The organism is Serratia sp. CoH_122_TC_1, assembly GCF_058191755.1.
The window spans coordinates 126,688-146,671 of sequence record NZ_JBXWLA010000006.1; the positions used below are offsets into that span (position 1 = coordinate 126,688).

Below are 19,984 nucleotides of genomic sequence, written 5' to 3' on the forward strand. Positions count from 1 at the left end.
TTGCCGGAGGCTACCGCCATTTCCCTCTTAGCGCCAAGGGTAAACTGCGCTATAATCAGCCCCTTGCTTCCGATTCCCGAAGGAAGATCATCGTCCCCGGTGGGGCGGCCGGACTTCAAATCCGGTTGGGGCCGCCAGCGGTCCTGGGCAGGTTCGACTCCTGTGATCTTCCGCCAATCGAGTTCTTCTGTGATCTCCGCCAAAGCTATAATCAGCCGCCTGGCGCAGTCAGGCTGCGTCGAAGCCCCGCTGGAAGGAAAACGAGAAGGATCGTTTGGATTTTATCTTCTTCTTTTGGGGGGCAATATTGGTTCGGGTGTGTTCTGGCAAATCCCCGTCAGCCCTAATTCGAGCAGTTTCTGTCGGGCATCCAGCAACGCCTCACGTTGTTGACTCAGGGTTTCCATCAGTTGGTCAATCTCAACCAAGCGTAGATCCATGCCTTGCATCAACCCATCCTGGTATGCCGTGCCTTGCAGGGCAAGCACCTTGCGGATAGCTCCCAGCGTGAAACCCAGATTTTGTCCAATCTGAATCATATGCAAGCGCTCCAGAGCACCTTCTTCATAGACGCGATATCCATTGGCACCGCGCACCGTCTTGGGCAGTAACCCATGCTGTTCGTAGTAACGTATCGCCGATGCGGCTAGCCCGGAACGTTCCGCCAGTTCGCCTATCTTCATGCCCTATTGACCTTAAAGTTAACTTTAAACTTAGTATAACTATTCTATTGTCGATTGAGGAGTCAGCATCATGTTCACCCCACTTACCCTGCCCAATGGCAGTATTTTGCCGAATCGCTTGGCCAAGGCCGCGATGGAAGAGAATATGGCTGAGTCAGGTCAACTGCCTGGCCTCACGCTGCAGCGCTTGTATCAATCCTGGGCTGATGGCGGTGCCGGTTTGATCATTACCGGCAACGTGATGATTGATGGCCGAGCCATGACCGGCCCTGGGGGGGTGGTGCTTGAGGAAAATACGCCGTTGGAACCGTTCAGGGCGTGGGCAAAAGTCGCACGCCAAAACGGGGCTCAGGTTTGGATGCAAATCAATCACCCGGGTCGCCAGGTGATGGCCAGCATGGGTGGCAACGCTTGGGCACCCTCCGCGATTCCGCTGGCGCTGGGGAAGCACAGTAAGCTGTTTGCGCAACCCATTGCCATGAGCTTGAAGCAAATCGACGAGGTGATCGAACGATTTGCAGCCACCGCCTATGCCGCCGAGCAGGCAGGTTTTACCGGGGTGGAGATCCACGCGGCGCATGGTTATTTGATTTCTCAATTTTTGTCACCGCTCACTAACCAGCGTACCGATCAGTGGGGGGGTAATCTCAATAACCGTGCTCGTTTACTGGTGGAGATTGTACAGCGAGTACGTGAGCGCGTGTCTCCCCATTTCTGCGTCGCGGTTAAGTTGAACTCTGCCGATTTCCAGCGCGGTGGATTCTCTGAAGATGATGCGAAACAGGTAATTATGCTGCTGAATAAACTGCCGGTCGATCTGATCGAGTTGTCTGGCGGCAGTTACGAAAGCCCAGCGATGCAAGGCCAGACCGCAGACGGCCGTCGGCTAGCACGTGAGGCTTATTTTCTGGAGTTTGCCCGCGAACTTGCCGCCGTCGCCAGCATGCCGGTGATGACGACGGGCGGTATTGCGCGTAAGTCTGTGGCTCAACAGGTATTGGATAGCGGCGTCGCTGTTGTGGGTATCGCGACGGCCATGGCGGAGGTGCCGGATCTGCCGCTGCAATGGAAAGCCGGCCATGAACCGCATGCATTACCAACCCCGGTAACATGGAAGAATCAAATGATGGCGGCGCTTGCCCGTATGGCATTGATCAAGCGGCGTCTCCGCGCCTTGGGGCGTGCCCGCTCTAAGAATGTACGCTATTCGCCGTTGTTCACATTGATCGTGGATCAGTGGCGAACCTCGCGTATTACCCGTCGCTACCGTGAATGGTTACAGTTACGCGGCTGACAGATAGGTAACGGGGAATTTCAATGGGTTTAATAGGATTCAGCATCAGAATCCTTGGTTGAGGCAATGGCGTTAGGCGGCTATGGATTCAGCGAAGGTGAGTTTGAAAGGGTAAATTAGCAGTGTTAAAGTAAAAATCCCGGTCAGTAATAGTTTTTTATATAATTCTTTCTGACCGGAAGGCTTTCCCTAGCGTTGTTGATGATCGTACAGGTCTGTTTTTTTACTCTGAGCTAATACGGCTTATTATAAACCCTGGTTCCCGATTTATAACCTGAACTTAAGTATAGTTGGTGCCTGTACTTAGGTATGGTTCTTCTCACCAAAAGGAAGAGCCAAACCGCCTGGAGCCTGTATGTTTACCACTTTCAATGAACATCGAACAATAACGGAAACTCTCCAGGATCATATTGACAGGAAGCTGTCTCCGTTCGGAAGCCCGAAATACGCTTACACGGTTGTCAGAAAGAATAACCCATCAGATACTCTTATTATTTCAAGCTATCCCGGCGAGTGGGTGGACCTCTATCGTACCAACAATTTCCAATTGACTGACCCAGTGATACTGGCCGCGTTCAAACGCACCTCGCCTTTTGTATGGGACGAGAATGTAACCCTGATGACAGATAAGATCTTTTCTCTCTCCAAACGGTACAACATTGTTAATGGTTTCACCTTTGTATTGCATGACCCTCTGAGCAATTTGGCGTTGTTGTCCATCATCCTTGCCAGCAATGGAAGCGGGGAACTGGAAAAGCAGCTTTCGTCCGATCCTGGGGCCATACAGATGCTACTGATCGATATTAATGAACAGATGTATCGTCTAGCTGGATCGGCCATTTCCGGTATACAGAAGCGTGATATTGAGGCACGGAAACCCATTTTTACTCCACGAGAAAATGAGATGCTGTACTGGGCCAGCATGGGAAAAACCTATGGGGAGATAGCCGCCATTGCAGGGATTTCCGTGAGTACGGTGAAATTTCATATGGGTAATATTGTGAATAAGTTGGGTGTCAGCAATGCCCGCCAAGCCATCCGGCGGGGTGTTGAACTTGAGCTTATTACGCCGCTAACGATGTCGGCCAGGCAATAGGTAAAGTCTGTCGGTTCCGGCCAATGCGATCCTACCAAACCTTTATCCCGCAAAAGGGCAATTCTCTGACAACTGGGTCAAACCCTCACTTTCCTGCCTGAATGAAACCTTGCCCTGATCCAGCGTAACCACAAAGATGCTGTCGAAGTCGCTGCCTGGCCATTCGGGCACTAGACTGGCGTCGCCACCGCGTGCGGCAACGATGTTCTTCACCGCCTTATCGAGATTCTTATGCTCCCAAGCGATGAAGATACGCGAGTTCTGGTATTTATCGCTGAGCAGCTCTTGCTGCAACCCGGCGATATCATTGGCGTGGAACTGAAGGCCGATCGGTAACCCCACGCGTACGGCGGTGGGCATAATGGTCGACAGCGCCCGCAGCGAACTGCCGGTTTTATTCTCTTTCGGCCCGGCGGCAAAGATAAAGTCCGGCTTGCCATAACGGTTCAGTAGCACGTCTGGCAGCGCCAGCGCGCGGTTCAGCCCTTTGCAGGTTAACTGGCCGCTGTTGTCGGCGGGTTTTTCACCGTGGCGTACGAAGATCAGCGTTTCCTGTGCCAGTGCGCTTTGGCTGAACAGCAACAACGCCGCCAAACCGCCGAGTATTTTCTTGCCCGTTTTGTTAAGCATCCTCAACCCTTATGTAATGGCTTGTTGATTTCAGTGCGCTTTTCGTCGCGTTACTCGTTATCATAACCGGTGTGACAAAAAAGTGAGTGTCGCACCGATGCGGCGCCTCTGGGATAATTAAATACTGGCCTAAGGAAGGATTTACAATGAAAAACATTTTCTTTTTTGACGCGATGCTGACACCGAAAATCATCACCGGCGTTTACTGGCTTTGCCTGCTGGGCATTCTTCTCGGCGGGATCGGTTCTATGTTCTACGGTGAGTTCTTCCGTGGTCTGTTTGCTATCATTATCGGCGGCGTGTTCACTCGCGTTTGCTTCGAAATGATCATCATTGCGTTTAAAAATAACGAATACCTGCGCAAAATCTCCGAAAAACCGTAATTAAGTCACTAACATCAACTATGTGTCGAAAGAGGGGGCGCTCATGGCCCCCCTTTATCCAGGGATTCAGCCGTGATTTTCCGACGGCAGATCTTGTTTTCGCCGTAACGCATAGACAGCGATTAGCAGACCAAGGCTGGTTATGGTTTTACTTCACCCACCCAGTTGGGTGAAGTAAAACCATAACCAGCATTAATAGCGATCCCCCCAAGCCAAACACCGCCAGAGGCACCCAGATTGAACGCTGAGATATTGGCCGCAGGGGCCAGCATTGGCGCGCCGACAGCTTTCTTCATCACGTACATTTGCAATGGTGGAATGGTGCCAAAACCAACTGGACCAAGGAAAAACACACTTACTACGGATAGTGGCTTGCTGTGAATAGTGTTATTCGCCCAGCCTGCTGGTTCCAACCGGTTTTGGAAAGTGCGAGCGGCTGCTGCCGCTGATGACATTTAGCACCTATAATCGCTGCAGGATAACCGTGAATTCAGGAGTGGGTATGCCTTCCAGGGCGATAATCAAATGGACTAAACGGCTGACAATCGTGGTTGTTACCGTGTTACTCACACTGTTTGCGGTACGTATTTACGACACCCAAAGCGGTCCGGCGCTGGAGCCGTGGCATACTTTTGTGCCGCATGAGCTGTCTGCCGCCGAGATGGATAAGACCAATTGGCAGGGTTATCTGGCTGCCGAAAGCCGGGTATTTGATGACGTGAAGGCTAACGTCACGGACAAACTCTCTGCTAGCGAACGTATCCCCCTTAACCGCTATTTTGACGGCAGCCCGGTGTATCCAGAGCACTTTGTCCGGGACTGGAACCGTTCTTACGAACTGATGCCGCAAGGCGAGCCACGTGGCGCTGTGGTGTTGCTGCACGGCTTGACCGATTCCCCTTACAGCCTGCGGCACATTGCTGAGAACTATCGGCAACACGGTTATGTGGCGGTCGGTATTCGTCTGCCGGCACACGGCACGGTGCCGGGCGCATTGACCAATATTGAATGGCGCGACTGGTTGGCGGCGACGCGATTGGCCGTGCGTGAGGCGCGGAGTAAGGCCGGTGGTGATAAACCGTTGCATATCGTAGGCTTTTCCAACGGCGGGGCGCTGGCGATGAAGTATGCGTTGGATGCACTGGATGATCCGCAGTTGGCGGCACCGCAGCGGTTGGTGTTGATTTCACCGATGATCGGCGTCACCAGTTTTGCTCGTTTCGCTGGCATTGCCGGCTGGCCTGCCGTGTTCCCTGCCTTTGCCAAAGCGGCGTGGCTCGGTGTGCTGCCGGAGTTTAATCCCTTTAAATACAATTCATTCCCAGTCAATGGTGCACGCCAGTCTTATCTGCTCAGTAACGGGCTGCAACAGCAAATTGCCCTGGCGGCACGTGACGGAAAACTGGAGAAATTAGCCCCTGTGCTGACCTTCCAGTCCGTGATGGACTCCACCGTGAGCACCCGGGCGGTGATCCGGGCGTTATATAACGAACTACCGGCTAACGGCAGCGAACTGGTGCTATTTGACGTTAATCGTACGGTAAACTTTGGACCACTGCTGCGGCCAAATGCGGCGGCGGCGGTCAGTCAACTGCTGCCACCACCGCCACGTCGTTACCAGACCACGGTGATCGCTAATGCCTCACCAGAAAGCAGTGAGGCGATCGCCCGTGTTACACCGGCTGGAGCGACCACCGAAAGCGATTTACCGCTAGGTATGACCTACCCGACGGATATTTATTCGCTGTCGCACGTGGCGTTGCCCTTCCCGGTGAGTGATTCACTGTATGGCCGGTTCCCCGAGCAGCGCGATGAGTTCGGCATCAGCCTTGGCACTATCGCCGCGCGCGGCGAACGGTCAGTGTTGGTGGTCGATCTCGACTCGCTGATGCGCATTGCCTCCAACCCATTTTTCCCTTACGTGCTCCAGCGGATTGATAACAAGCTTTAGGCAAAACCGAGAATGCTGAACGCATCATCCTGCGGGTAGTAGCCGAGCAAGCGGCTGGTTTCCTCCAGCGACAGCCGCTTATAGCGGTTGTTGGAAACGCCGTGCACCACGGCATGGTGTACGCCTTCGATACGCAGGCAACGTTCCAGCAGATCGGCCGCGTCGCGGTGGCTCAGGAAAGCGCTCATATCACGAGCACTGAGCTGTTCGCCATACTCTAGCGTGGTGAAATTGGCGATGCGTACCGACAAGGCAGACAGCCCCTCTTGATGGGCAAAATAGGCGGCGATACCTTCGCCGAATGCTTTGCTTACCCCGTAGAGGTTTTTCGGTTTGGGGGCATCTTGTGGCCGAATTTGGTAATCCAGTGCGTAACCTTCCACCGCTTGCGCACTGCTGGCGAAGACCACGCGTTTGCAGCCTGCGTCTTTGGCTGCCCGAAAAATATTGAAGGTGCCGAGGATATTGTTATCCATCAGCGAGTGACAAAAGTCCGCATCGGGCGAGGGATCGGCCGCCAGGTGCAGCACCGTATCGATATTGGCGCAGGCCTCACGGCAGGCTGCGATATCGGCAATGTCGAAACTGATCACCTCATCGCCCGGTTGCAGATCGGTCAGCAGACCGAGCTCTTTTTCCGCCAGCCGCAGCTGATAGCGATTTCCTACCGATTGACGGAATGCCGTCGCGACCCGGCCACCTGCGCCGGTAATCAAAATTCGTCCAAACTCTGTACGTAAAGTCATGATCTCAGCCAGTCCTAAAGTCCATTATGCCGCGATCAGTAATAATCCCCTGCGTGAGTTTTGTCCAGCATTCAATTAGCAGTGCTGATGCTTTATGGCGTGGGCGGACATTTTTTTTCGATGATTTCAGTCAGGAACGTCATCACTGCGCGAATGGCTGGGGAGCGCGCCAGATCGGGATAAGTGACCAGCCATAGCTCGCGTGTTGGCGCGGCGATTGACGTGGGCAGTGTCACGAGTTCTGGGTCGCTATCGGCAACAAACGTCGGCAATACTACGGCCCCTAGCCCCGAACGTGCTGCTTCTTGCAGAGAGAAAAGATCGCTGGCCTCAAAGACCACCGGGCGACCCTGCAACAGCTGCTGCAGCCATTGTTGATGGGGCTGGTGTTGGTAGTGATGGTCGTAGGCGATAAAGGCCCGGGCGGCCTCTGGTAAGGCGGCGTGCTGCCGCGTGGCGTACAGCGCGTAGCGCATGATGCCGATGCGTTTTATCAACAGATCCGGCTGCTGTGGCCGCACCATGCGCACTGCCACTTCGGCGTCGCCGCGATCCAGTTCGGCGATCGCCGACTCGCCAGAGAGCACCAACGTAATATGCGGAAAAGCCTGATGAAATTGCGCAATATGCGGAGCGATAACCCGGGCGGCGACCGACGGCGGGGCACTGATGCGCACCTGGGTTTGCGGTGTGTCCCCGGCGCTGCGTGCATGACGCACAATGGCATGGCTTTGATTTTCAACGTCGGCTGCCAGCCCGGCAATCATTTTTCCGTCCTCAGTCAACGGCGTGCTGCGCGGCAGGCGGTGAATCAGCCGTAGCCCAAGCGATTTCTCCAGTGCCGCCACTCTCCGGCCAACGGTAGCGTGATCGCAGCCCAACTCCCGCGCCGCTGCCGACAATGAGCCGGTGCGTGCCAACACCACAAAGTGTTTTAAATCCTGCCAGTCGAACATCAGTGAATTCCTGCACAGTATCGTTGCAAATTTATGGAATATTCACACAGAGTAGGGTGTGATTCAATGGCATTATCGTTGTAACCAGATTGAATTATTAAATAAGGTAATCTTATGTATTTGCGGCTGAAGGGGCGTGTCGCGCTGGTGACCGGTGCGAGTGAGGGGATCGGTGCGGGTATGGTCCGGGTGCTGGCTGCGCAGGGGGTATCCGTGGTGGCGACCGCCCGCCGTGAAGATCGCTTACTGGCTCTGGCTGATGAGGTAGAACAAGCGGGTGGCGTACGGCCCTGGGTGATTGCGGCGGATATTACCGATGCGGGAGCGCTCGACAGCATGCTTGCGCAAGCTATGGGCCGGTTTGGAACCATTGATATTGTGATTAATGCCGTTGGCGGTGCCCGCCCGACCGCATTGAGTGAAGGCGATGCGGGTTGGGAAGAGGCGTTTGCCCTGAACTTCACGCCGGCGCGTCGGGTGACTCACGCACTGTTGCCCGGCATGCAGGCGCAGGGATGGGGGCGGGTCATCAACATCAGCGGCTCGATGGAACCACGCAGTCTGAATGCTGCGACGGCTGCCAAGGGGGCAATACATTTGTGGGCCAAAGGGTTAGCGGGGGAAGTAGCGGCACAAGGCATTACCGTCAATACGCTGCAACCCGGGCGGATTAACAGCGAACAGGTACGTGAAAAGCTGCACCCGACCGAGGCGGCACGCCTGGCGTTTATCGCTCAGAACATCCCGATCGGTTACTTTGGCGAGCCGGAAGATGTGGCCAATCTGGCGGCGTTTCTGTGTTCCCCGCTCGCGCGATATATCACGGGTGCGGTTATCCCGGTAGACGGCGGTATGCACTATTTCGCCCACTGACGTGGTTTTGTCTGCTGGGTCACAGTTCAATAATTTGGCGCCGTAGGGTCTTGCTCCAGCAAAATAGGGAGTGTTAACGTCTTAGCTCAACCGATTTAGGGTTGTCACTGCTTCGGCAGGCAAAACCTAAACCTCGCGTTTCTGTTCCCGTCTGGGTGCAGAGGCCATGAGGTTTAGGTTTTTTTTTGCGCTGAATTCCGTAACGGCGATGGGCCATCGCGCTACGGAGGTCGGCAGAACGTGGATTTTAAGGGTAACGCGATGAAATATGAAACATTAGCCCGTGAGATTTTGGCCGGCGTCGGTGGCCGCGACAACGTGAGAAGTTTGGTGCACTGTGCTACCCGCCTGCGGTTCAAACTGCGCGACAACCAGCGTGCCGATGCCGCTGCGCTGAAAAAAAATCCCGGTGTGATCATGGTGGTGGAAAGTGGCGGGCAGTTTCAGGTGGTTGTGGGTAATCACGTTGCGGAAGTTTATAACGCAGTCAATCAGGTCGGTAGCTTGGGTGATGGCGTGTCGGCGGATGATGACGGAAAAAAGGAAAACCTGTTCAGCCGATTCATTGACGTGGTGTCCGGCATTTTTACACCGCTGTTGGGGGTGATGGCGGCTTCGGGGATCCTGAAAGGTTTCCTGGCGTTGAGCCTGGCTTGTGGCTGGCTGCTGGAGAGCAGCGGTACCTATAAAATGTTGTTTGCCGCCAGCGATGCCCTGTTCTATTTCCTGCCGATTATGCTGGGTTATACCGCCGGTAAAAAGTTCGGCGGTAATCCCTTTATTACCATGGCAATCGGCGGTGCATTGACCCATCCGCTGATGATGGCGGCATTCAATGCCGCACAGCAGCCTGACGCGGTGCGTGAATATTTCTTCGGCATTCCGCTGACCTTTATCAACTACAGCTCGTCGGTGATTCCGATTATTTTCGCCGCCTGGGTTTCATGCCGGTTGGAGCCACTATTTAACCGGGTGATCCACAGTGCGTTGCGCAATTTTGTCACGCCCTTGTTGTGCCTGGTGATTACCGTTCCGCTGACATTCCTGCTGATTGGCCCCGCGGCAACCTGGCTTAGCCACCTGTTGGCCAACGGTTATCAGGGTATCTACGCGTTCAATCCCATCATTGCAGGCGCCTTTATGGGAGCGATGTGGCAGGTGTGCGTGATCTTCGGTCTGCATTGGGGGCTGGTGCCGTTGATGATCAACAACCTGAGCGTATTTGGCCGCGACACCATGGTACCGCTGCTGTTGCCGGCCGTGATGGGGCAAGTAGGGGCGACGCTGGGTGTGATGTTGCGTACCCGTGATGCCAAATTGCGGGCGTTGGCAGGTTCCGCGATTGGCGCCGGGATCTTTGGTATCACCGAGCCGGCGGTGTATGGCGTGACCTTGCCGAACAAACGGCCGTTTATCTTTGGTTGTATTGGCGGTGCGCTTGGTGGGGCGGTGATCGGTTATTTCCATACCGCTACCTACTCCTTTGGCCTGGTGAACATCTTCACCTTTGCGCAGATTATTCCTTCCGGTGGCTTTGACGCCACGGTATGGGGCGCAATCGTCGGTAGTTTACTGTCGTTTTGTTTCGCGGCGGTGGCCAGCTATCTATTCGGTGTTGCACCTGCCGAAACTCACGAGGAACCGACACCTCCCGCCCCCCTTAACCGCAAAGAGTGCGTTGTTAGCCCGATTGCCGGTGACGTGATGCCGCTGGAACAGGTCAATGATGCCACTTTTGCCAGCGGTCTGTTGGGCAAGGGGGTAGCGATTGCCCCGCAGCAAGGCCGGGTGGTGTCGCCGGTCGCCGGGCGTGTGGCCTCATTGTTTAAAACCCGGCACGCCATCGGCATTGAGTCGGACGATGGCGCGGAGATTTTAATCCACGTCGGCATAGATACGGTCAAGCTCGACGGTCTGCATTTCAGCGCCCATGTGCAAGAGGGGGACCGGGTGCAGCCAGGCGATCTACTGATTGAGTTTGACCAGGCGGCGATCCATGCCGCCGGCTTCGACACGACGACACCGATCATCATCAGCAACAGCGATGACTACGTCGAGGTCTTGGCCAGCGGCGAGAGCAGGGTGCAGGAACAGGCGCCACTGCTGACTTTATTACGTTAACCGAGGAGAAAACGATGAGCAGCAAATTCCCAGACCATTTTCTGTGGGGCGGTGCGGTCGCGGCCAATCAGGTGGAAGGAGCCTATCAGACCGACGGCAAAGGGCTGTCGACCTCTGATTTGCAGCCGCACGGCATCTTCGGCGCGATAACACCGCGGGTCGAGGGCGACAGCGGTATCAAGGACGTGGCGATCGATTTTTATCATCGTTATCCCCAGGATATCGCGCTGTTCGCTGAAATGGGCTTTAAGTGCCTGCGCACCTCTATCGCCTGGACGCGTATTTTCCCGCAGGGCGATGAGGATGTCCCGAATGAAGCCGGCTTGGCGTTCTATGACCGGCTGTTCGATGAAATGGCAAAGTACGGCATTCAGCCATTGATCACCCTGTCACACTACGAAATGCCGTATGGCTTGGTGAAGAACTACGGCGGGTGGGGTAACCGCAAGACCATCGGATTTTTTGAGCACTACGCGCGCACTGTGTTCGAACGCTATAAGCATAAGGTGAAGCATTGGCTGACCTTTAACGAGATCAATATGTCGTTGCACGCGCCCTTTACCGGTGTCGGGCTGAAGGAAGACAGCAGCAAGAGCGAGATTTATCAGGCGATCCACCACCAGTTAGTGGCCAGCGCAAAAGCGGTAAAAGCCTGCCATGACCTTGTGCCGGGCGGCCAAATTGGCAATATGTTGCTGGGCGGCATTGTCTATCCTCTGAGCTGCAGACCGGAGGATGTGCTGGAAACCCAGCGCCAAAACCGTGACTGGTTGTTCTTTGGCGACGTACAGGCACGCGGCGATTATCCGGCCTATATGCGGCGTTATTTCCGCGAAAACGGCATTCAGGTCGAGATCACCGCCGAAGACCGCCAGGCGCTGCGCGAAACCATCGACTTTATCTCCTTCAGCTATTACATGAGCGGCTGCGTCACTACCGACGAACAGCAAAACAACGCCGCCCGCGCCAACATTCTCAATATGGTGCCGAATCCGCACTTAGCCAGTTCAGAATGGGGTTGGCAGATCGATCCCGTTGGTCTGCGCTATTTGCTGAATGTGTTGTATGACCGCTACCAAAAACCGCTGTTTATCGTGGAAAACGGACTGGGGGCGAAGGACCGCATTGAAGCTGATGGCAGCATCAACGATGACTACCGTATCAATTATCTTAACGACCATCTGGTACAGGTGGCGGAAGCGATCGACGACGGCGTAGAAGTGATGGGCTACACCAGTTGGGGGCCGATCGATCTGGTCAGTGCCTCGAAAGCCGAGATGTCCAAGCGCTACGGCTTTATTTATGTCGACCGCGACGATGCCGGTAACGGCAGCCTGGAACGCCGCCGCAAAAAGAGTTTCTACTGGTATCGTGACGTGATCCAAAGCAACGGTAACAGCCTGAAAGACAAAGCCTAAGTTTTATCCATCCCCCGGTGGCAACCACCGGGTTATTACCTTTATCTACTGCTGCCAATGTTTGGGGAATTACCCCCAGGGAATGCTGTTGCCCGCAGCTACCCCCGTATTTCAAACCGCCGCATTGTTGGCGACGCGTGCTCACCCCTGTCACTTACTTCAGTAAGCTCCAGGGGACTCCCACGCTTGCCGCCTTACTGCAATTCGAAATCCGTCGGGTATCAATATGTTGGAGAAATATAATAATGAAATACCCATTACCTCACTTTGTTACCCTCGCCGGGTTATTGCTGGCCTGCGCCGGCGCACAGGCCGAAACCTTGCAGGCAGCCAAAGACGTGGAGGCACCCACCGCCAAATGGCAAGGTGTCGCACTTGGCTTCGAACCGCCGCAGGCAGGGCTGTTGGGGGATATGTTAGGGATCAGGCCGATCCTGGAAGATCATGGTTTTCACTATAATCTGGGTTACCTCAGCCAGCTTTCTTATAACGCTGGCGGTGGATATAACCACGACAAGCAGGCTTCTTATATCGATCAGTTCTCGCTGACCTTCAGTCAGGATCTGCAGGCGCTGACGGGTATTCCGGATGCGGTAATTGAAGGCAATATCGTTAACCGCAACCATGATAACAACCTGACACGCGATCGCCTGCAGGATCCCCGCGTCAACCCGACCGATCTGTCGCAGGAAAGCTATGGCGGCCAGTCGATCACCCGGTTGGGTTGGCTGACCTTTAGCCGCAGTTTTCTCGATCGCCGGCTGCAATGGCGCATCGGCATGATGAACAAGGTGCAGGATTTCGATCAGATCATTCCCTGCGATTTCCAAACGTTGACCCTGTGCGGCGGCAAATCGGCCAACTCATTGACTTGGTATAACTGGAACGTCCACTACTGGGGCACCACCTTGCAATATAAACTGACCGATGGGCTGACCTTTAAAACCGGTGTGCTGGAGCAAAACCCGAGTGCCCCAAGCCGCAGCCATGCCTGGAGTTGGTCGACCAAGGGCAGCAAGGGCGTGTTGTTGCCGATGGAACTGGAATTGAAAACCAACGCGGTCAATCAGTTGCCGGGGGTCTACAATATTGGCGTGTTATTTACCAATGCCAGCCAGCAGGATTTGTATGAGGGAGCCTCTGGTGGCCCAGGGGCGAGCGATCCGAACGGCTATCGCAGCCATGATCGCACCTGGTTCCTGTACACCGGCTTTAACCAGCAGGTAACGCGCCACCCGGATGACGCTAATCGCGGTCTTAGCCTGTTCTACAGCCTGGGGCTGGCGGATCAGCGCTCCAACTATATGCATTACTCCACTTCGACCGGCATTCGTTATCGCGGGCTGTTTGATGCGCGCCCGGATGATTGGCTGGGCTTGGGCGTATCGATGGTCAAGCTGAGCAGCCATTATCAGGATAACCAGCGCTATTTGAATCAGATCAACAAGGCTACCGACTATAACGATCCCAACTATCACCCGGTACCGGGGCACTCAGTGACGGCGGAACTCTATTACCGCTTCAACGTCACTCCGTGGCTGCAGTTACAACCGGGGGTGCAATATTGGCACCATCCGGCGGGCGTCAACGAAACGCAAGATGCCTGGGTGACGGCGCTTAAAACGGTGGTGACTTTTTGACGGTTACGCCGCGTCACTTTCCCGGTAGCGCTGGCGCGTATGTTCGAACCAGCTCGCCGGGACGTTATGCGGCGGTAATTGCAGCTTTTGCAGCCCCTGTTCGACAATGTGGTGTGCTTGCTTCCACAGCGTCGGATCGCCTTCGGTCAGCACGTCCAGCAACCGCTGTTTTTCGATCAGGTAAGTCCGTGCAAAATGGCTATCGTATTCAAGCAGTGAGCGGGTGTTGTCGATCATATCTGCCAGTTTGATGGTTTTGGCCTCTGGAGAAGCCGTGGCGCTGTGGCGTCGATCGCGATTTTTGCGTTCGAAGCGGTTACCGCCGCCGGTGCTGCTGACGTTGGTCAGCATCGCAACCAGGGCGGCGACCTGCGGCCCAAAATGGCTTTCGATATCGCTGAGCGTTGTGGGTGTATCTTCTACCGTGTCGTGCAGCCAGGCCGCGGCCAGCATTTCTTCACTGTGCGGCACGCTACTGACAATTTCCATCACTGCCTGCGGGTGAACAATATAAGCGTCATTAGTATATTTTCGACGCTGATCAATCGCCGCATGCGCTTTAGTGGCGTAACGGCGTGCACGCTCTGCCAATGTGTTCGTCATGTCCATTCCCTCCACACAGCACTCTGCTGTGACATCCTCTGTTTTAAAAACGTAGCACAGGGTTTAAAAATAGCTTGCGATTACATCGTGCGCTACCTATATTCACAATATGAAAATCAAAGACGCCGAACAACCCCTTGCGAAAAACCTGCTGCTGCTCGATCAGCAGCTGTGTTTTGCCCTGTACTCCGCCAACCTGGCGCTGCACAAGGTGTATCGCAAATTGCTGAGCCAGCTTGAGCTCACCTATCCGCAATATTTGGTGATGCTGGTGCTGTGGGAACGGGACGAAGTCAGAGTCACGGACATTGGCGAGCGGCTGTTTCTCGATTCGGCAACGTTAACGCCATTGCTGAAACGGCTCGAGAGCGCAGGGTTGTTGGTGCGTTACCGTGCCACTGCCGACGAGCGGCAGGTGATTATCGCGTTAACTGATGCCGGGCGCGCGCTGCGTGAGAAAGCGCAGGCGGTGCCGGAAGCGGTGATGTGTGCCACCGATTGCAGCCTCGATGAAATCGTGAATATCAAGCAGCAGCTGGAAAAGCTGCGTGGCAAGTTGATCGATCAGATTTGACGACCGGTGCCAGACGCAGGATCGACGATCCTGCGCTACACTGAGAATACGTGGTCAATATAAATAGTGTGCGATTTAATCGCAAAAGATATACCTGTGACCGGATTCAGACAATGGGATCCGATGTCATGCCTCCAACCCAAAAGAAGGAATGATTTATGTCGATTGAAAAAGTTGTTTACCGCGCTCATGCCACAGCAACCGGTGGCCGCGATGGCCGTGCGACCTCATCCGACGGCGTGTTGGATGTCAAACTGGGCGTGCCGAAGGAAATGGGCGGTGCAGGCGGTGACGTCACCAACCCGGAACAGCTGTTTGCCGCCGGCTATTCGGCTTGCTTCCTGGGCGCGCTGAAGTTTGTCGCGGCGAAAGAAAAAGTCAAAATCCCGGCCGATGCCAAAATTGACGGCACCGTTGGCATTGGTGAAATCCCCAATGGGTTCGGTATCGAAGTACAACTGGATATTACTCTGCCGGGTATCGAGCGCAGTGTGGCGGAAGACCTGGTGAAAAAAGCCCATGTCGTTTGCCCCTATTCCAACGCTACCCGCGGCAATATTGATGTCACGCTGAACATTAAATAATTCTCTTACCGATACCATTAAAAAATGGAGGGTTTAATCTCTCCATTTTTTGTTTTGCCCACGCCGGTTTCGTCTCACAAAAAGCAGCAAAAAATGCCTGCCATTTGAGAATTCGCTTGATTATTACCCCCAAAATAGCGCTTATTGCCGAGCGGCTGAACCTGAGGCCACATTCAATGTCTGATTGATTCAGAACTGTTACAGTCCCCGGAGCCACCGCGTTAAATGAACAAAGTTAAATCGCTATCACAGCAGAATTTATCGTTATTGTTAGCGATCTATATCGGCATATTTTTAAACCTTTCCGTTTTTTATCGTCGCTTTGATTCGTTTTCACACGGCATTCAGGGGATTAAGGTTATTTCCGCGGTAACTGAGGTTATCGCCATCGTTCTATTCACCTTCTTTATTATGCGGCTGGTGTCGCTTGGCGGCCGGCTGTTCTACCGCATCACCGCTTCGTTGTTGGTTCTGATCTCCGTTGCGGCCAGTTATTACATGACGTTTTTTAACGTGGTGATTGGTTACGGCATTGTCGTTTCGGTGATGACCACGGATATCGATCTGTCTAAAGAAGTGGTAGGGATGCACTTTGTGTTGTGGATGGTGGTGCTCAGTGCATTGCCGCTGCTGTGTATTTGGAAAAACAATCTGCGTTACACGCTGATTGAACAGCTAAAAACGCCTGGGCACCGAGTGAAGCCCTTGGTGGTGCTGGTGGCCGTGGTGGCACTCGTGTGGCTACCGCTGCGTATGCTGGACGACGAACAAAGTGCTCAGGAAAAAATCACCAATGTAGACCTGCCAAGTTACGGCGGCGTCGTGGCGCATTCCTATTTGCCATCCAACTGGCTGTCGGCGCTGGGGCTGTTTGCCTATACCCGTTACGACGAGAGCCAGGATCAGGCGACGCTGTTCGACCCGGCCAAAAATTTTACCTATGTGCCGCCAGCCGATATTGATGACACCTATGTCGTGTTTATCATTGGCGAAACCACGCGTTGGGATCACATGGGTATTCTTGGTTACGATCGTGACACCACCCCACGGTTGTCCAAAGAGAAAAATCTGGCGGCGTTCCGCGGTGAGTCCTGTGATACCGCCACCAAGCTTTCTCTGCGCTGTATGTTCGTGCGGGAAGGTGGGGCGGCCGATAATCCGCAACGTACCCTGAAAGAACAAAACGTGTTTGCGGTACTGAAGGAGCTGGGTTTCACTTCAGAACTGTTCGCCATGCAGAGCGAGGTTTGGTTCTACAACAATACCGAAGTTAACAACTATTCGTTCCGCGAGATGATTGCCTCCGAGAAACGTAACGACGGTAAATCGGTTGACGATATGTTGCTGGTGGATGAAATGAAGGAGTCGCTGGCCCGCTATCCAAAGGGCAAACACATGGTGATCCTGCACACCAAAGGCTCACATTATCTCTATTCCCAACGTTATCCACGTAGCTATGCGCGCTATCAGCCTGAGTGTATCGGCGTCGATGACTTCTGTTCCAAGGATCAATTGATTAACGCCTTCGATAACTCGGTGCTGTATACCGACAGCTTTATCGCTAACGTGATTGATCAGGTGCGGGAGAAGAAGGCGATTGTGTTCTATTCGTCCGATCACGGTGAATCGATTGGCGAGAACTCGCACCTGCATGGCACGCCGCGTGAAATGGCCCCACCGGAGCAGTTCCGCGTGCCAATGATGGTGTGGGCGTCTGACAAGTTCCTGGAAGACCCGCAGCATCGCAGTGCATTTGAGCAATTGCAGGCTCAACAGCGTGTTGGCAAGACACATCGCCATGTCGAGCTGTTCGATACCATTCTCGGCTGCCTCGGTTACACCTCGCCAAACGGCGGCATCGTGGCGAAAAATAACTGGTGTAATATTCCTCAGGACAAAACGCCGGCAACACCGCTGTAACCTCTACAATACCGGGCGCGCATAGCGCCCGGTAAAATCTGTTAATACCTTTCCTTCATCAATTAATCCGGCTCAGGCTTGCGGTATATACCCGTCATCTTTCACGTTGCAGCGTTCAAATCTATTCCCGACAGATTTGTCGTTCACCCCAGTTACTGTAGGAGGCGAATAAATTCGCCCCGATTAATGCGGGCGCAGCATGCGGCGCCCCTACAATACCTGGGGATGAACGAGCTGTGCGCCTAGCTGCAACTTGAAAGCTATAGGGTATACTTGGGCACTTTCCCCCTCGAACTGGAGATTTCCATGACCTTGCGCGTGGCGTTTATTGACGATCATGACATTGTGCGATCGGGCTTTGTGCAACTGTTGTCGCTGGAGGCGGACATTCAAGTGGTCGGGGAATTCAGCAGCGCGACGCAGGCACGTGCCGGTTTGCCGGGTTTGGAGGCGGAGATCTGCATTTGTGACATTTCGATGCCGGACGGCAGCGGGCTGGATTTACTGGCGGATATTCCCTCCGGTATTCGCGTGGTGATGCTGTCGATGCATGATAACCCGGCGCTGGTGGAAATGGCCCTGGAACGCGGTGCCTGTGGTTTTTTGTCCAAGCGCTGTAAGCCAGAAGACCTGATCACCGCGGTGCGCACCGTCGCCAGTGGGGGCGTATACCTGATGCCTGAAATTGCCCAGCAGTTGGCGCGAGTCAAGGTCGATCCCCTGACGCGTCGCGAACGTGAAATCGCGCTGTTGCTGGCGCAGGGACAAGAGGTGCGGGAAATTGCTGCGGCGTTGGGATTATCGCCGAAAACGGTACACGTACACCGCGCCAATCTGTTTGCCAAGTTGGGCATTAACAATAATGTCGAACTGGCGAAGCGGATGCTAAACCTGTGATGCAGCGCCTGATTACCCAACTGGCGCTGTTTTTTATCTATGCCACCAGTGCATTTTGCCTGTGGGGTATCGGCACGGCGCTAATCGATCCGCCGTGGCAGGCGCTGTTGTTATTCCCGTTTGGCCTGCGCATGGGCATTCTGCTGCAAAGCCCTTACCGCTTCTGGCCGGGTATTTTGCTGGCTGACTTACTGCTGATGGTGTTGTTGGCGGATCAATTTGGTTACGGGCCAGCGCTGTGGGCCTCGGTCGTGGTACTGGTGTTGACGGTACTGCTCAGCCTGGTGGCTTCCCCTTGGTTGCTGCGGCATCAACAAAGTGACAGCGAATGGCAATGGCCGCTGATGCAGGGGGCGGTGGTAGCGGCCGCCGCATTGCTACAGGCGTTGGTGTGGCAGGTGGTTAACGGCGAAGGTGCCCGTGCGCTGTTGCTTGGGTTGGCGGGCGGTTTCACTATCGCCCCGACCTGTCTGTTGCTGTGGCATTATCTGGCGCGGCAGATCTGGGTGCCGCTCGAGCCGGGCCTGATCCATAAACCTGTGACCTTGCGGCTGCGCCATCTGGCCAGCTATTTGCTGTTGTTTGCACTCAGTATCTGGCTGCAACAGCAGGTGAACGCCGCCGAACTGCGCCGATTCGCGCCGTTTTGTCTGGCCATCCCGATCGTTTTTATGTCCTATCGCTATGGCTGGCAGGGGGCGCTGCTGGCGACGCTGCTCAACGGTGTGGTGCTGGTGGCCAACGAGCCGCCTCAACCGGAATCGCATCGCGATCTGTTGCTGTCGCTATTGGCCCAGAGTCTCACCGGTTTGCTGCTCGGCGCGGGGATTCAGCGCCAACGAGAGCTAAATCAACAACTCCGTTTGCGCTTGGCAGAGAACCGTCAACTGGCACGCGCGTTGGTGACAGCGGAAGAGCAGACTCGGCGTGAGGTTGCGCGGGAGCTACACGACGAAGTCGGGCAAACTATCACCGTGATCCGTACCCAAGCCAGTATTATCAAGCGTCTGGCGCCGCAGCCGCAGGTCATTGGTTGTGCCGAGGCGATAGATACGTTGGCGCTGCGGGTGTATGACGGCGTCCACGACGTACTGACGCAATTGTGGCCCGCTGCGCTGAATAATCTGCCGCTGTCGGCGGCGGTCGCGGCAATGCTGCGTGAGTCGTTGCCGCAAGATACGTCGTTGGTGAGTACGATGCAGTGGCAGGTACCGGATGCGTTGCTGGATGAAACGCTGAAAATTACCCTGTATCGGGTCTGCCAAGAGGGGGTGACTAACGTCTGCCGCCATGCCGCCGCCAGCCGCATTGAGCTGGATGCACATCTTCGCCATCGTAAAGGGCAACCACCGCAAATCTTGCTGACCATTCGCGATAACGGCATCGGTATCGATTTGACCAATCATGAGCCGGGCTATGGTCTGCGCGGTATGCAAGAGCGTATCAGCGCACTGGGTGGCAGCCTGCGACTGACGTCGGGGAGCGGCACCTGTTTGAATGTGATCTTACCCACAGTTTCAACGGCAGAAGGGCAAAACTAGGAAATACTCTTAGCCGCGTCGGGAATCCGGCGTACGTCATTTACGCGCGCGCGCAGCATGATAGCGGCACTTTT

At 54.7% G+C, this 19,984-nt stretch carries 19 protein-coding genes and 1 tRNA gene; 14 read left to right on the forward strand and 6 right to left on the reverse strand.

The annotated features are described in order from the left end of the window. Window positions 1-81: 81 nt before the first annotated feature. A tRNA-Sec gene (locus tag AC2FC2_RS09565) sits at window positions 82-176 on the forward strand. A gap of 105 nt (window positions 177-281) precedes the next feature. Here AC2FC2_RS09565 and AC2FC2_RS09570 read toward each other — a convergent pair. Beyond that, a complete protein-coding gene (locus tag AC2FC2_RS09570; protein WP_490659134.1) occupies window positions 282-683 on the reverse strand; it encodes a MerR family transcriptional regulator in 402 nt (133 codons plus the stop codon). A gap of 70 nt (window positions 684-753) precedes the next feature. Here AC2FC2_RS09570 and AC2FC2_RS09575 point away from each other — a divergent pair, with 70 nt between their 5' ends. Together AC2FC2_RS09575 and AC2FC2_RS09580 are read left to right on the forward strand one after the other, a co-directional pair. Continuing rightward, window positions 754-1,977: an NADH:flavin oxidoreductase/NADH oxidase family protein gene (locus AC2FC2_RS09575; protein WP_490308378.1), complete on the forward strand. Its 1,224-nt coding sequence runs from the start codon at window positions 754-756 to the stop codon at window positions 1,975-1,977. 355 nt (window positions 1,978-2,332) lie between these two features. Next, on the forward strand, window positions 2,333-3,073 hold the full coding sequence (locus AC2FC2_RS09580; protein WP_490659135.1) for a helix-turn-helix transcriptional regulator: 741 nt from the start codon (window positions 2,333-2,335) through the stop codon (window positions 3,071-3,073). A 42-nt stretch (window positions 3,074-3,115) separates the two neighbouring features. Here AC2FC2_RS09580 and AC2FC2_RS09585 read toward each other — a convergent pair whose 3' ends face one another. Then, window positions 3,116-3,703 (reverse strand): histidine phosphatase family protein, encoded by a 588-nt coding sequence (locus AC2FC2_RS09585; RefSeq protein WP_490659136.1) that lies wholly within the window; start codon window positions 3,701-3,703, stop codon window positions 3,116-3,118. 146 nt (window positions 3,704-3,849) lie between these two features. Here AC2FC2_RS09585 and AC2FC2_RS09590 point away from each other — a divergent pair, with 146 nt between their 5' ends. Then, window positions 3,850-4,086: a DUF4282 domain-containing protein gene (locus AC2FC2_RS09590; RefSeq protein ID WP_209637920.1), complete on the forward strand. Its 237-nt coding sequence runs from the start codon at window positions 3,850-3,852 to the stop codon at window positions 4,084-4,086. A gap of 140 nt (window positions 4,087-4,226) precedes the next feature. Here AC2FC2_RS09590 and AC2FC2_RS09595 read toward each other — a convergent pair whose 3' ends face one another. Further along, complete coding sequence (locus tag AC2FC2_RS09595; RefSeq protein ID WP_490659137.1) at window positions 4,227-4,541, reverse strand: hypothetical protein; 315 nt, start codon at window positions 4,539-4,541, stop codon at window positions 4,227-4,229. A 47-nt stretch (window positions 4,542-4,588) separates the two neighbouring features. Here AC2FC2_RS09595 and AC2FC2_RS09600 point away from each other — a divergent pair, with 47 nt between their 5' ends. Then, window positions 4,589-6,037, forward strand: a complete 1,449-nt coding sequence (locus AC2FC2_RS09600; RefSeq protein ID WP_404760613.1) for an alpha/beta hydrolase — start codon at window positions 4,589-4,591, stop codon at window positions 6,035-6,037. Here AC2FC2_RS09600 and AC2FC2_RS09605 read toward each other — a convergent pair. Together AC2FC2_RS09605 and AC2FC2_RS09610 are read right to left on the reverse strand one after the other, a co-directional pair. Next, a complete protein-coding gene (locus AC2FC2_RS09605) occupies window positions 6,034-6,783 on the reverse strand; it encodes an NAD-dependent epimerase/dehydratase family protein (protein WP_209637916.1) in 750 nt (249 codons plus the stop codon). The genes AC2FC2_RS09600 and AC2FC2_RS09605 overlap by 4 nt on opposite strands. 92 nt (window positions 6,784-6,875) lie before the next feature. Then, entirely contained in the window at window positions 6,876-7,739 is an 864-nt protein-coding gene (locus AC2FC2_RS09610) for a LysR family transcriptional regulator (protein ID WP_265556444.1), read from the reverse strand. Between the two features lie 114 nt (window positions 7,740-7,853). On the opposite strand from AC2FC2_RS09610, the gene AC2FC2_RS09615 reads away from it, so the two are divergent. The 4 genes from AC2FC2_RS09615 to AC2FC2_RS09630 all read left to right on the forward strand — a co-directional run bounded on the left by AC2FC2_RS09615 (window position 7,854) and on the right by AC2FC2_RS09630 (window position 13,791). Continuing rightward, window positions 7,854-8,612 carry an SDR family NAD(P)-dependent oxidoreductase gene (locus AC2FC2_RS09615; RefSeq protein ID WP_490659138.1) on the forward strand — a complete coding sequence of 253 codons (759 nt, stop codon included), beginning with the start codon at window positions 7,854-7,856 and terminating at the stop codon, window positions 8,610-8,612. Between the two features lie 261 nt (window positions 8,613-8,873). After that, window positions 8,874-10,733: a PTS beta-glucoside transporter subunit IIABC gene (bglF, locus tag AC2FC2_RS09620; protein WP_490659139.1), complete on the forward strand. Its 1,860-nt coding sequence runs from the start codon at window positions 8,874-8,876 to the stop codon at window positions 10,731-10,733. Between the two features lie 14 nt (window positions 10,734-10,747). Next, window positions 10,748-12,151, forward strand: a complete 1,404-nt coding sequence (locus tag AC2FC2_RS09625; protein WP_490659140.1) for a glycoside hydrolase family 1 protein — start codon at window positions 10,748-10,750, stop codon at window positions 12,149-12,151. A gap of 245 nt (window positions 12,152-12,396) precedes the next feature. After that, window positions 12,397-13,791, forward strand: coding sequence for a carbohydrate porin (locus tag AC2FC2_RS09630; RefSeq protein ID WP_490659141.1), 1,395 nt, complete (start codon window positions 12,397-12,399; stop codon window positions 13,789-13,791). 3 nt (window positions 13,792-13,794) lie between these two features. Here the strand turns inward: AC2FC2_RS09630 and AC2FC2_RS09635 are convergent, their stop codons facing one another. Beyond that, on the reverse strand, window positions 13,795-14,394 hold the full coding sequence (locus tag AC2FC2_RS09635) for an HD domain-containing protein (RefSeq protein ID WP_209637904.1): 600 nt from the start codon (window positions 14,392-14,394) through the stop codon (window positions 13,795-13,797). 109 nt (window positions 14,395-14,503) lie between these two features. On the opposite strand from AC2FC2_RS09635, the gene AC2FC2_RS09640 reads away from it, so the two are divergent. The 5 genes from AC2FC2_RS09640 to uhpB all read left to right on the forward strand — a co-directional run bounded on the left by AC2FC2_RS09640 (window position 14,504) and on the right by uhpB (window position 19,910). Beyond that, window positions 14,504-14,968 carry a MarR family winged helix-turn-helix transcriptional regulator gene (locus AC2FC2_RS09640; protein ID WP_265556438.1) on the forward strand — a complete coding sequence of 155 codons (465 nt, stop codon included), beginning with the start codon at window positions 14,504-14,506 and terminating at the stop codon, window positions 14,966-14,968. A 158-nt stretch (window positions 14,969-15,126) separates the two neighbouring features. Beyond that, window positions 15,127-15,552 (forward strand): organic hydroperoxide resistance protein, encoded by a 426-nt coding sequence (locus AC2FC2_RS09645; protein WP_209637900.1) that lies wholly within the window; start codon window positions 15,127-15,129, stop codon window positions 15,550-15,552. A gap of 225 nt (window positions 15,553-15,777) precedes the next feature. Continuing rightward, window positions 15,778-17,472 carry a kdo(2)-lipid A phosphoethanolamine 7''-transferase gene (eptB, locus tag AC2FC2_RS09650; RefSeq protein ID WP_209637898.1) on the forward strand — a complete coding sequence of 565 codons (1,695 nt, stop codon included), beginning with the start codon at window positions 15,778-15,780 and terminating at the stop codon, window positions 17,470-17,472. Between the two features lie 306 nt (window positions 17,473-17,778). Beyond that, on the forward strand, window positions 17,779-18,369 hold the full coding sequence (gene uhpA / locus AC2FC2_RS09655) for a response regulator transcription factor UhpA (RefSeq protein ID WP_265556435.1): 591 nt from the start codon (window positions 17,779-17,781) through the stop codon (window positions 18,367-18,369). Further along, window positions 18,369-19,910: a signal transduction histidine-protein kinase/phosphatase UhpB gene (gene uhpB / locus AC2FC2_RS09660; RefSeq protein WP_490659175.1), complete on the forward strand. Its 1,542-nt coding sequence runs from the start codon at window positions 18,369-18,371 to the stop codon at window positions 19,908-19,910. Before uhpA ends, uhpB begins: the two co-directional genes overlap by 1 nt. The last annotated feature ends 74 nt before the right edge of the window (window positions 19,911-19,984 follow it).

What these genes read in the sequence shown, in the direction of transcription:
- AC2FC2_RS09570 (WP_490659134.1), bottom strand. Translation starts at nt 683, where the DNA reads ATGAAGATAGGCGAACTGGCGGAACGTTCCGGGCTAGCCGCATCGGCG.
- AC2FC2_RS09575 (WP_490308378.1), top strand. Translation starts at nt 754, where the DNA reads ATGTTCACCCCACTTACCCTGCCCAATGGCAGTATTTTGCCGAATCGC.
- AC2FC2_RS09580 (WP_490659135.1), top strand. Translation starts at nt 2,333, where the DNA reads ATGTTTACCACTTTCAATGAACATCGAACAATAACGGAAACTCTCCAG.
- AC2FC2_RS09585 (WP_490659136.1), bottom strand. Translation starts at nt 3,703, where the DNA reads ATGCTTAACAAAACGGGCAAGAAAATACTCGGCGGTTTGGCGGCGTTG.
- AC2FC2_RS09590 (WP_209637920.1), top strand. Translation starts at nt 3,850, where the DNA reads ATGAAAAACATTTTCTTTTTTGACGCGATGCTGACACCGAAAATCATC.
- AC2FC2_RS09595 (WP_490659137.1), bottom strand. Translation starts at nt 4,541, where the DNA reads ATGTCATCAGCGGCAGCAGCCGCTCGCACTTTCCAAAACCGGTTGGAA.
- AC2FC2_RS09600 (WP_404760613.1), top strand. Translation starts at nt 4,589, where the DNA reads ATGCCTTCCAGGGCGATAATCAAATGGACTAAACGGCTGACAATCGTG.
- AC2FC2_RS09605 (WP_209637916.1), bottom strand. Translation starts at nt 6,783, where the DNA reads ATGACTTTACGTACAGAGTTTGGACGAATTTTGATTACCGGCGCAGGT.
- AC2FC2_RS09610 (WP_265556444.1), bottom strand. Translation starts at nt 7,739, where the DNA reads ATGTTCGACTGGCAGGATTTAAAACACTTTGTGGTGTTGGCACGCACC.
- AC2FC2_RS09615 (WP_490659138.1), top strand. Translation starts at nt 7,854, where the DNA reads ATGTATTTGCGGCTGAAGGGGCGTGTCGCGCTGGTGACCGGTGCGAGT.
- bglF (WP_490659139.1), top strand. Translation starts at nt 8,874, where the DNA reads ATGAAATATGAAACATTAGCCCGTGAGATTTTGGCCGGCGTCGGTGGC.
- AC2FC2_RS09625 (WP_490659140.1), top strand. Translation starts at nt 10,748, where the DNA reads ATGAGCAGCAAATTCCCAGACCATTTTCTGTGGGGCGGTGCGGTCGCG.
- AC2FC2_RS09630 (WP_490659141.1), top strand. Translation starts at nt 12,397, where the DNA reads ATGAAATACCCATTACCTCACTTTGTTACCCTCGCCGGGTTATTGCTG.
- AC2FC2_RS09635 (WP_209637904.1), bottom strand. Translation starts at nt 14,394, where the DNA reads ATGACGAACACATTGGCAGAGCGTGCACGCCGTTACGCCACTAAAGCG.
- AC2FC2_RS09640 (WP_265556438.1), top strand. Translation starts at nt 14,504, where the DNA reads ATGAAAATCAAAGACGCCGAACAACCCCTTGCGAAAAACCTGCTGCTG.
- AC2FC2_RS09645 (WP_209637900.1), top strand. Translation starts at nt 15,127, where the DNA reads ATGTCGATTGAAAAAGTTGTTTACCGCGCTCATGCCACAGCAACCGGT.
- eptB (WP_209637898.1), top strand. Translation starts at nt 15,778, where the DNA reads ATGAACAAAGTTAAATCGCTATCACAGCAGAATTTATCGTTATTGTTA.
- uhpA (WP_265556435.1), top strand. Translation starts at nt 17,779, where the DNA reads ATGACCTTGCGCGTGGCGTTTATTGACGATCATGACATTGTGCGATCG.
- uhpB (WP_490659175.1), top strand. Translation starts at nt 18,369, where the DNA reads ATGCAGCGCCTGATTACCCAACTGGCGCTGTTTTTTATCTATGCCACC.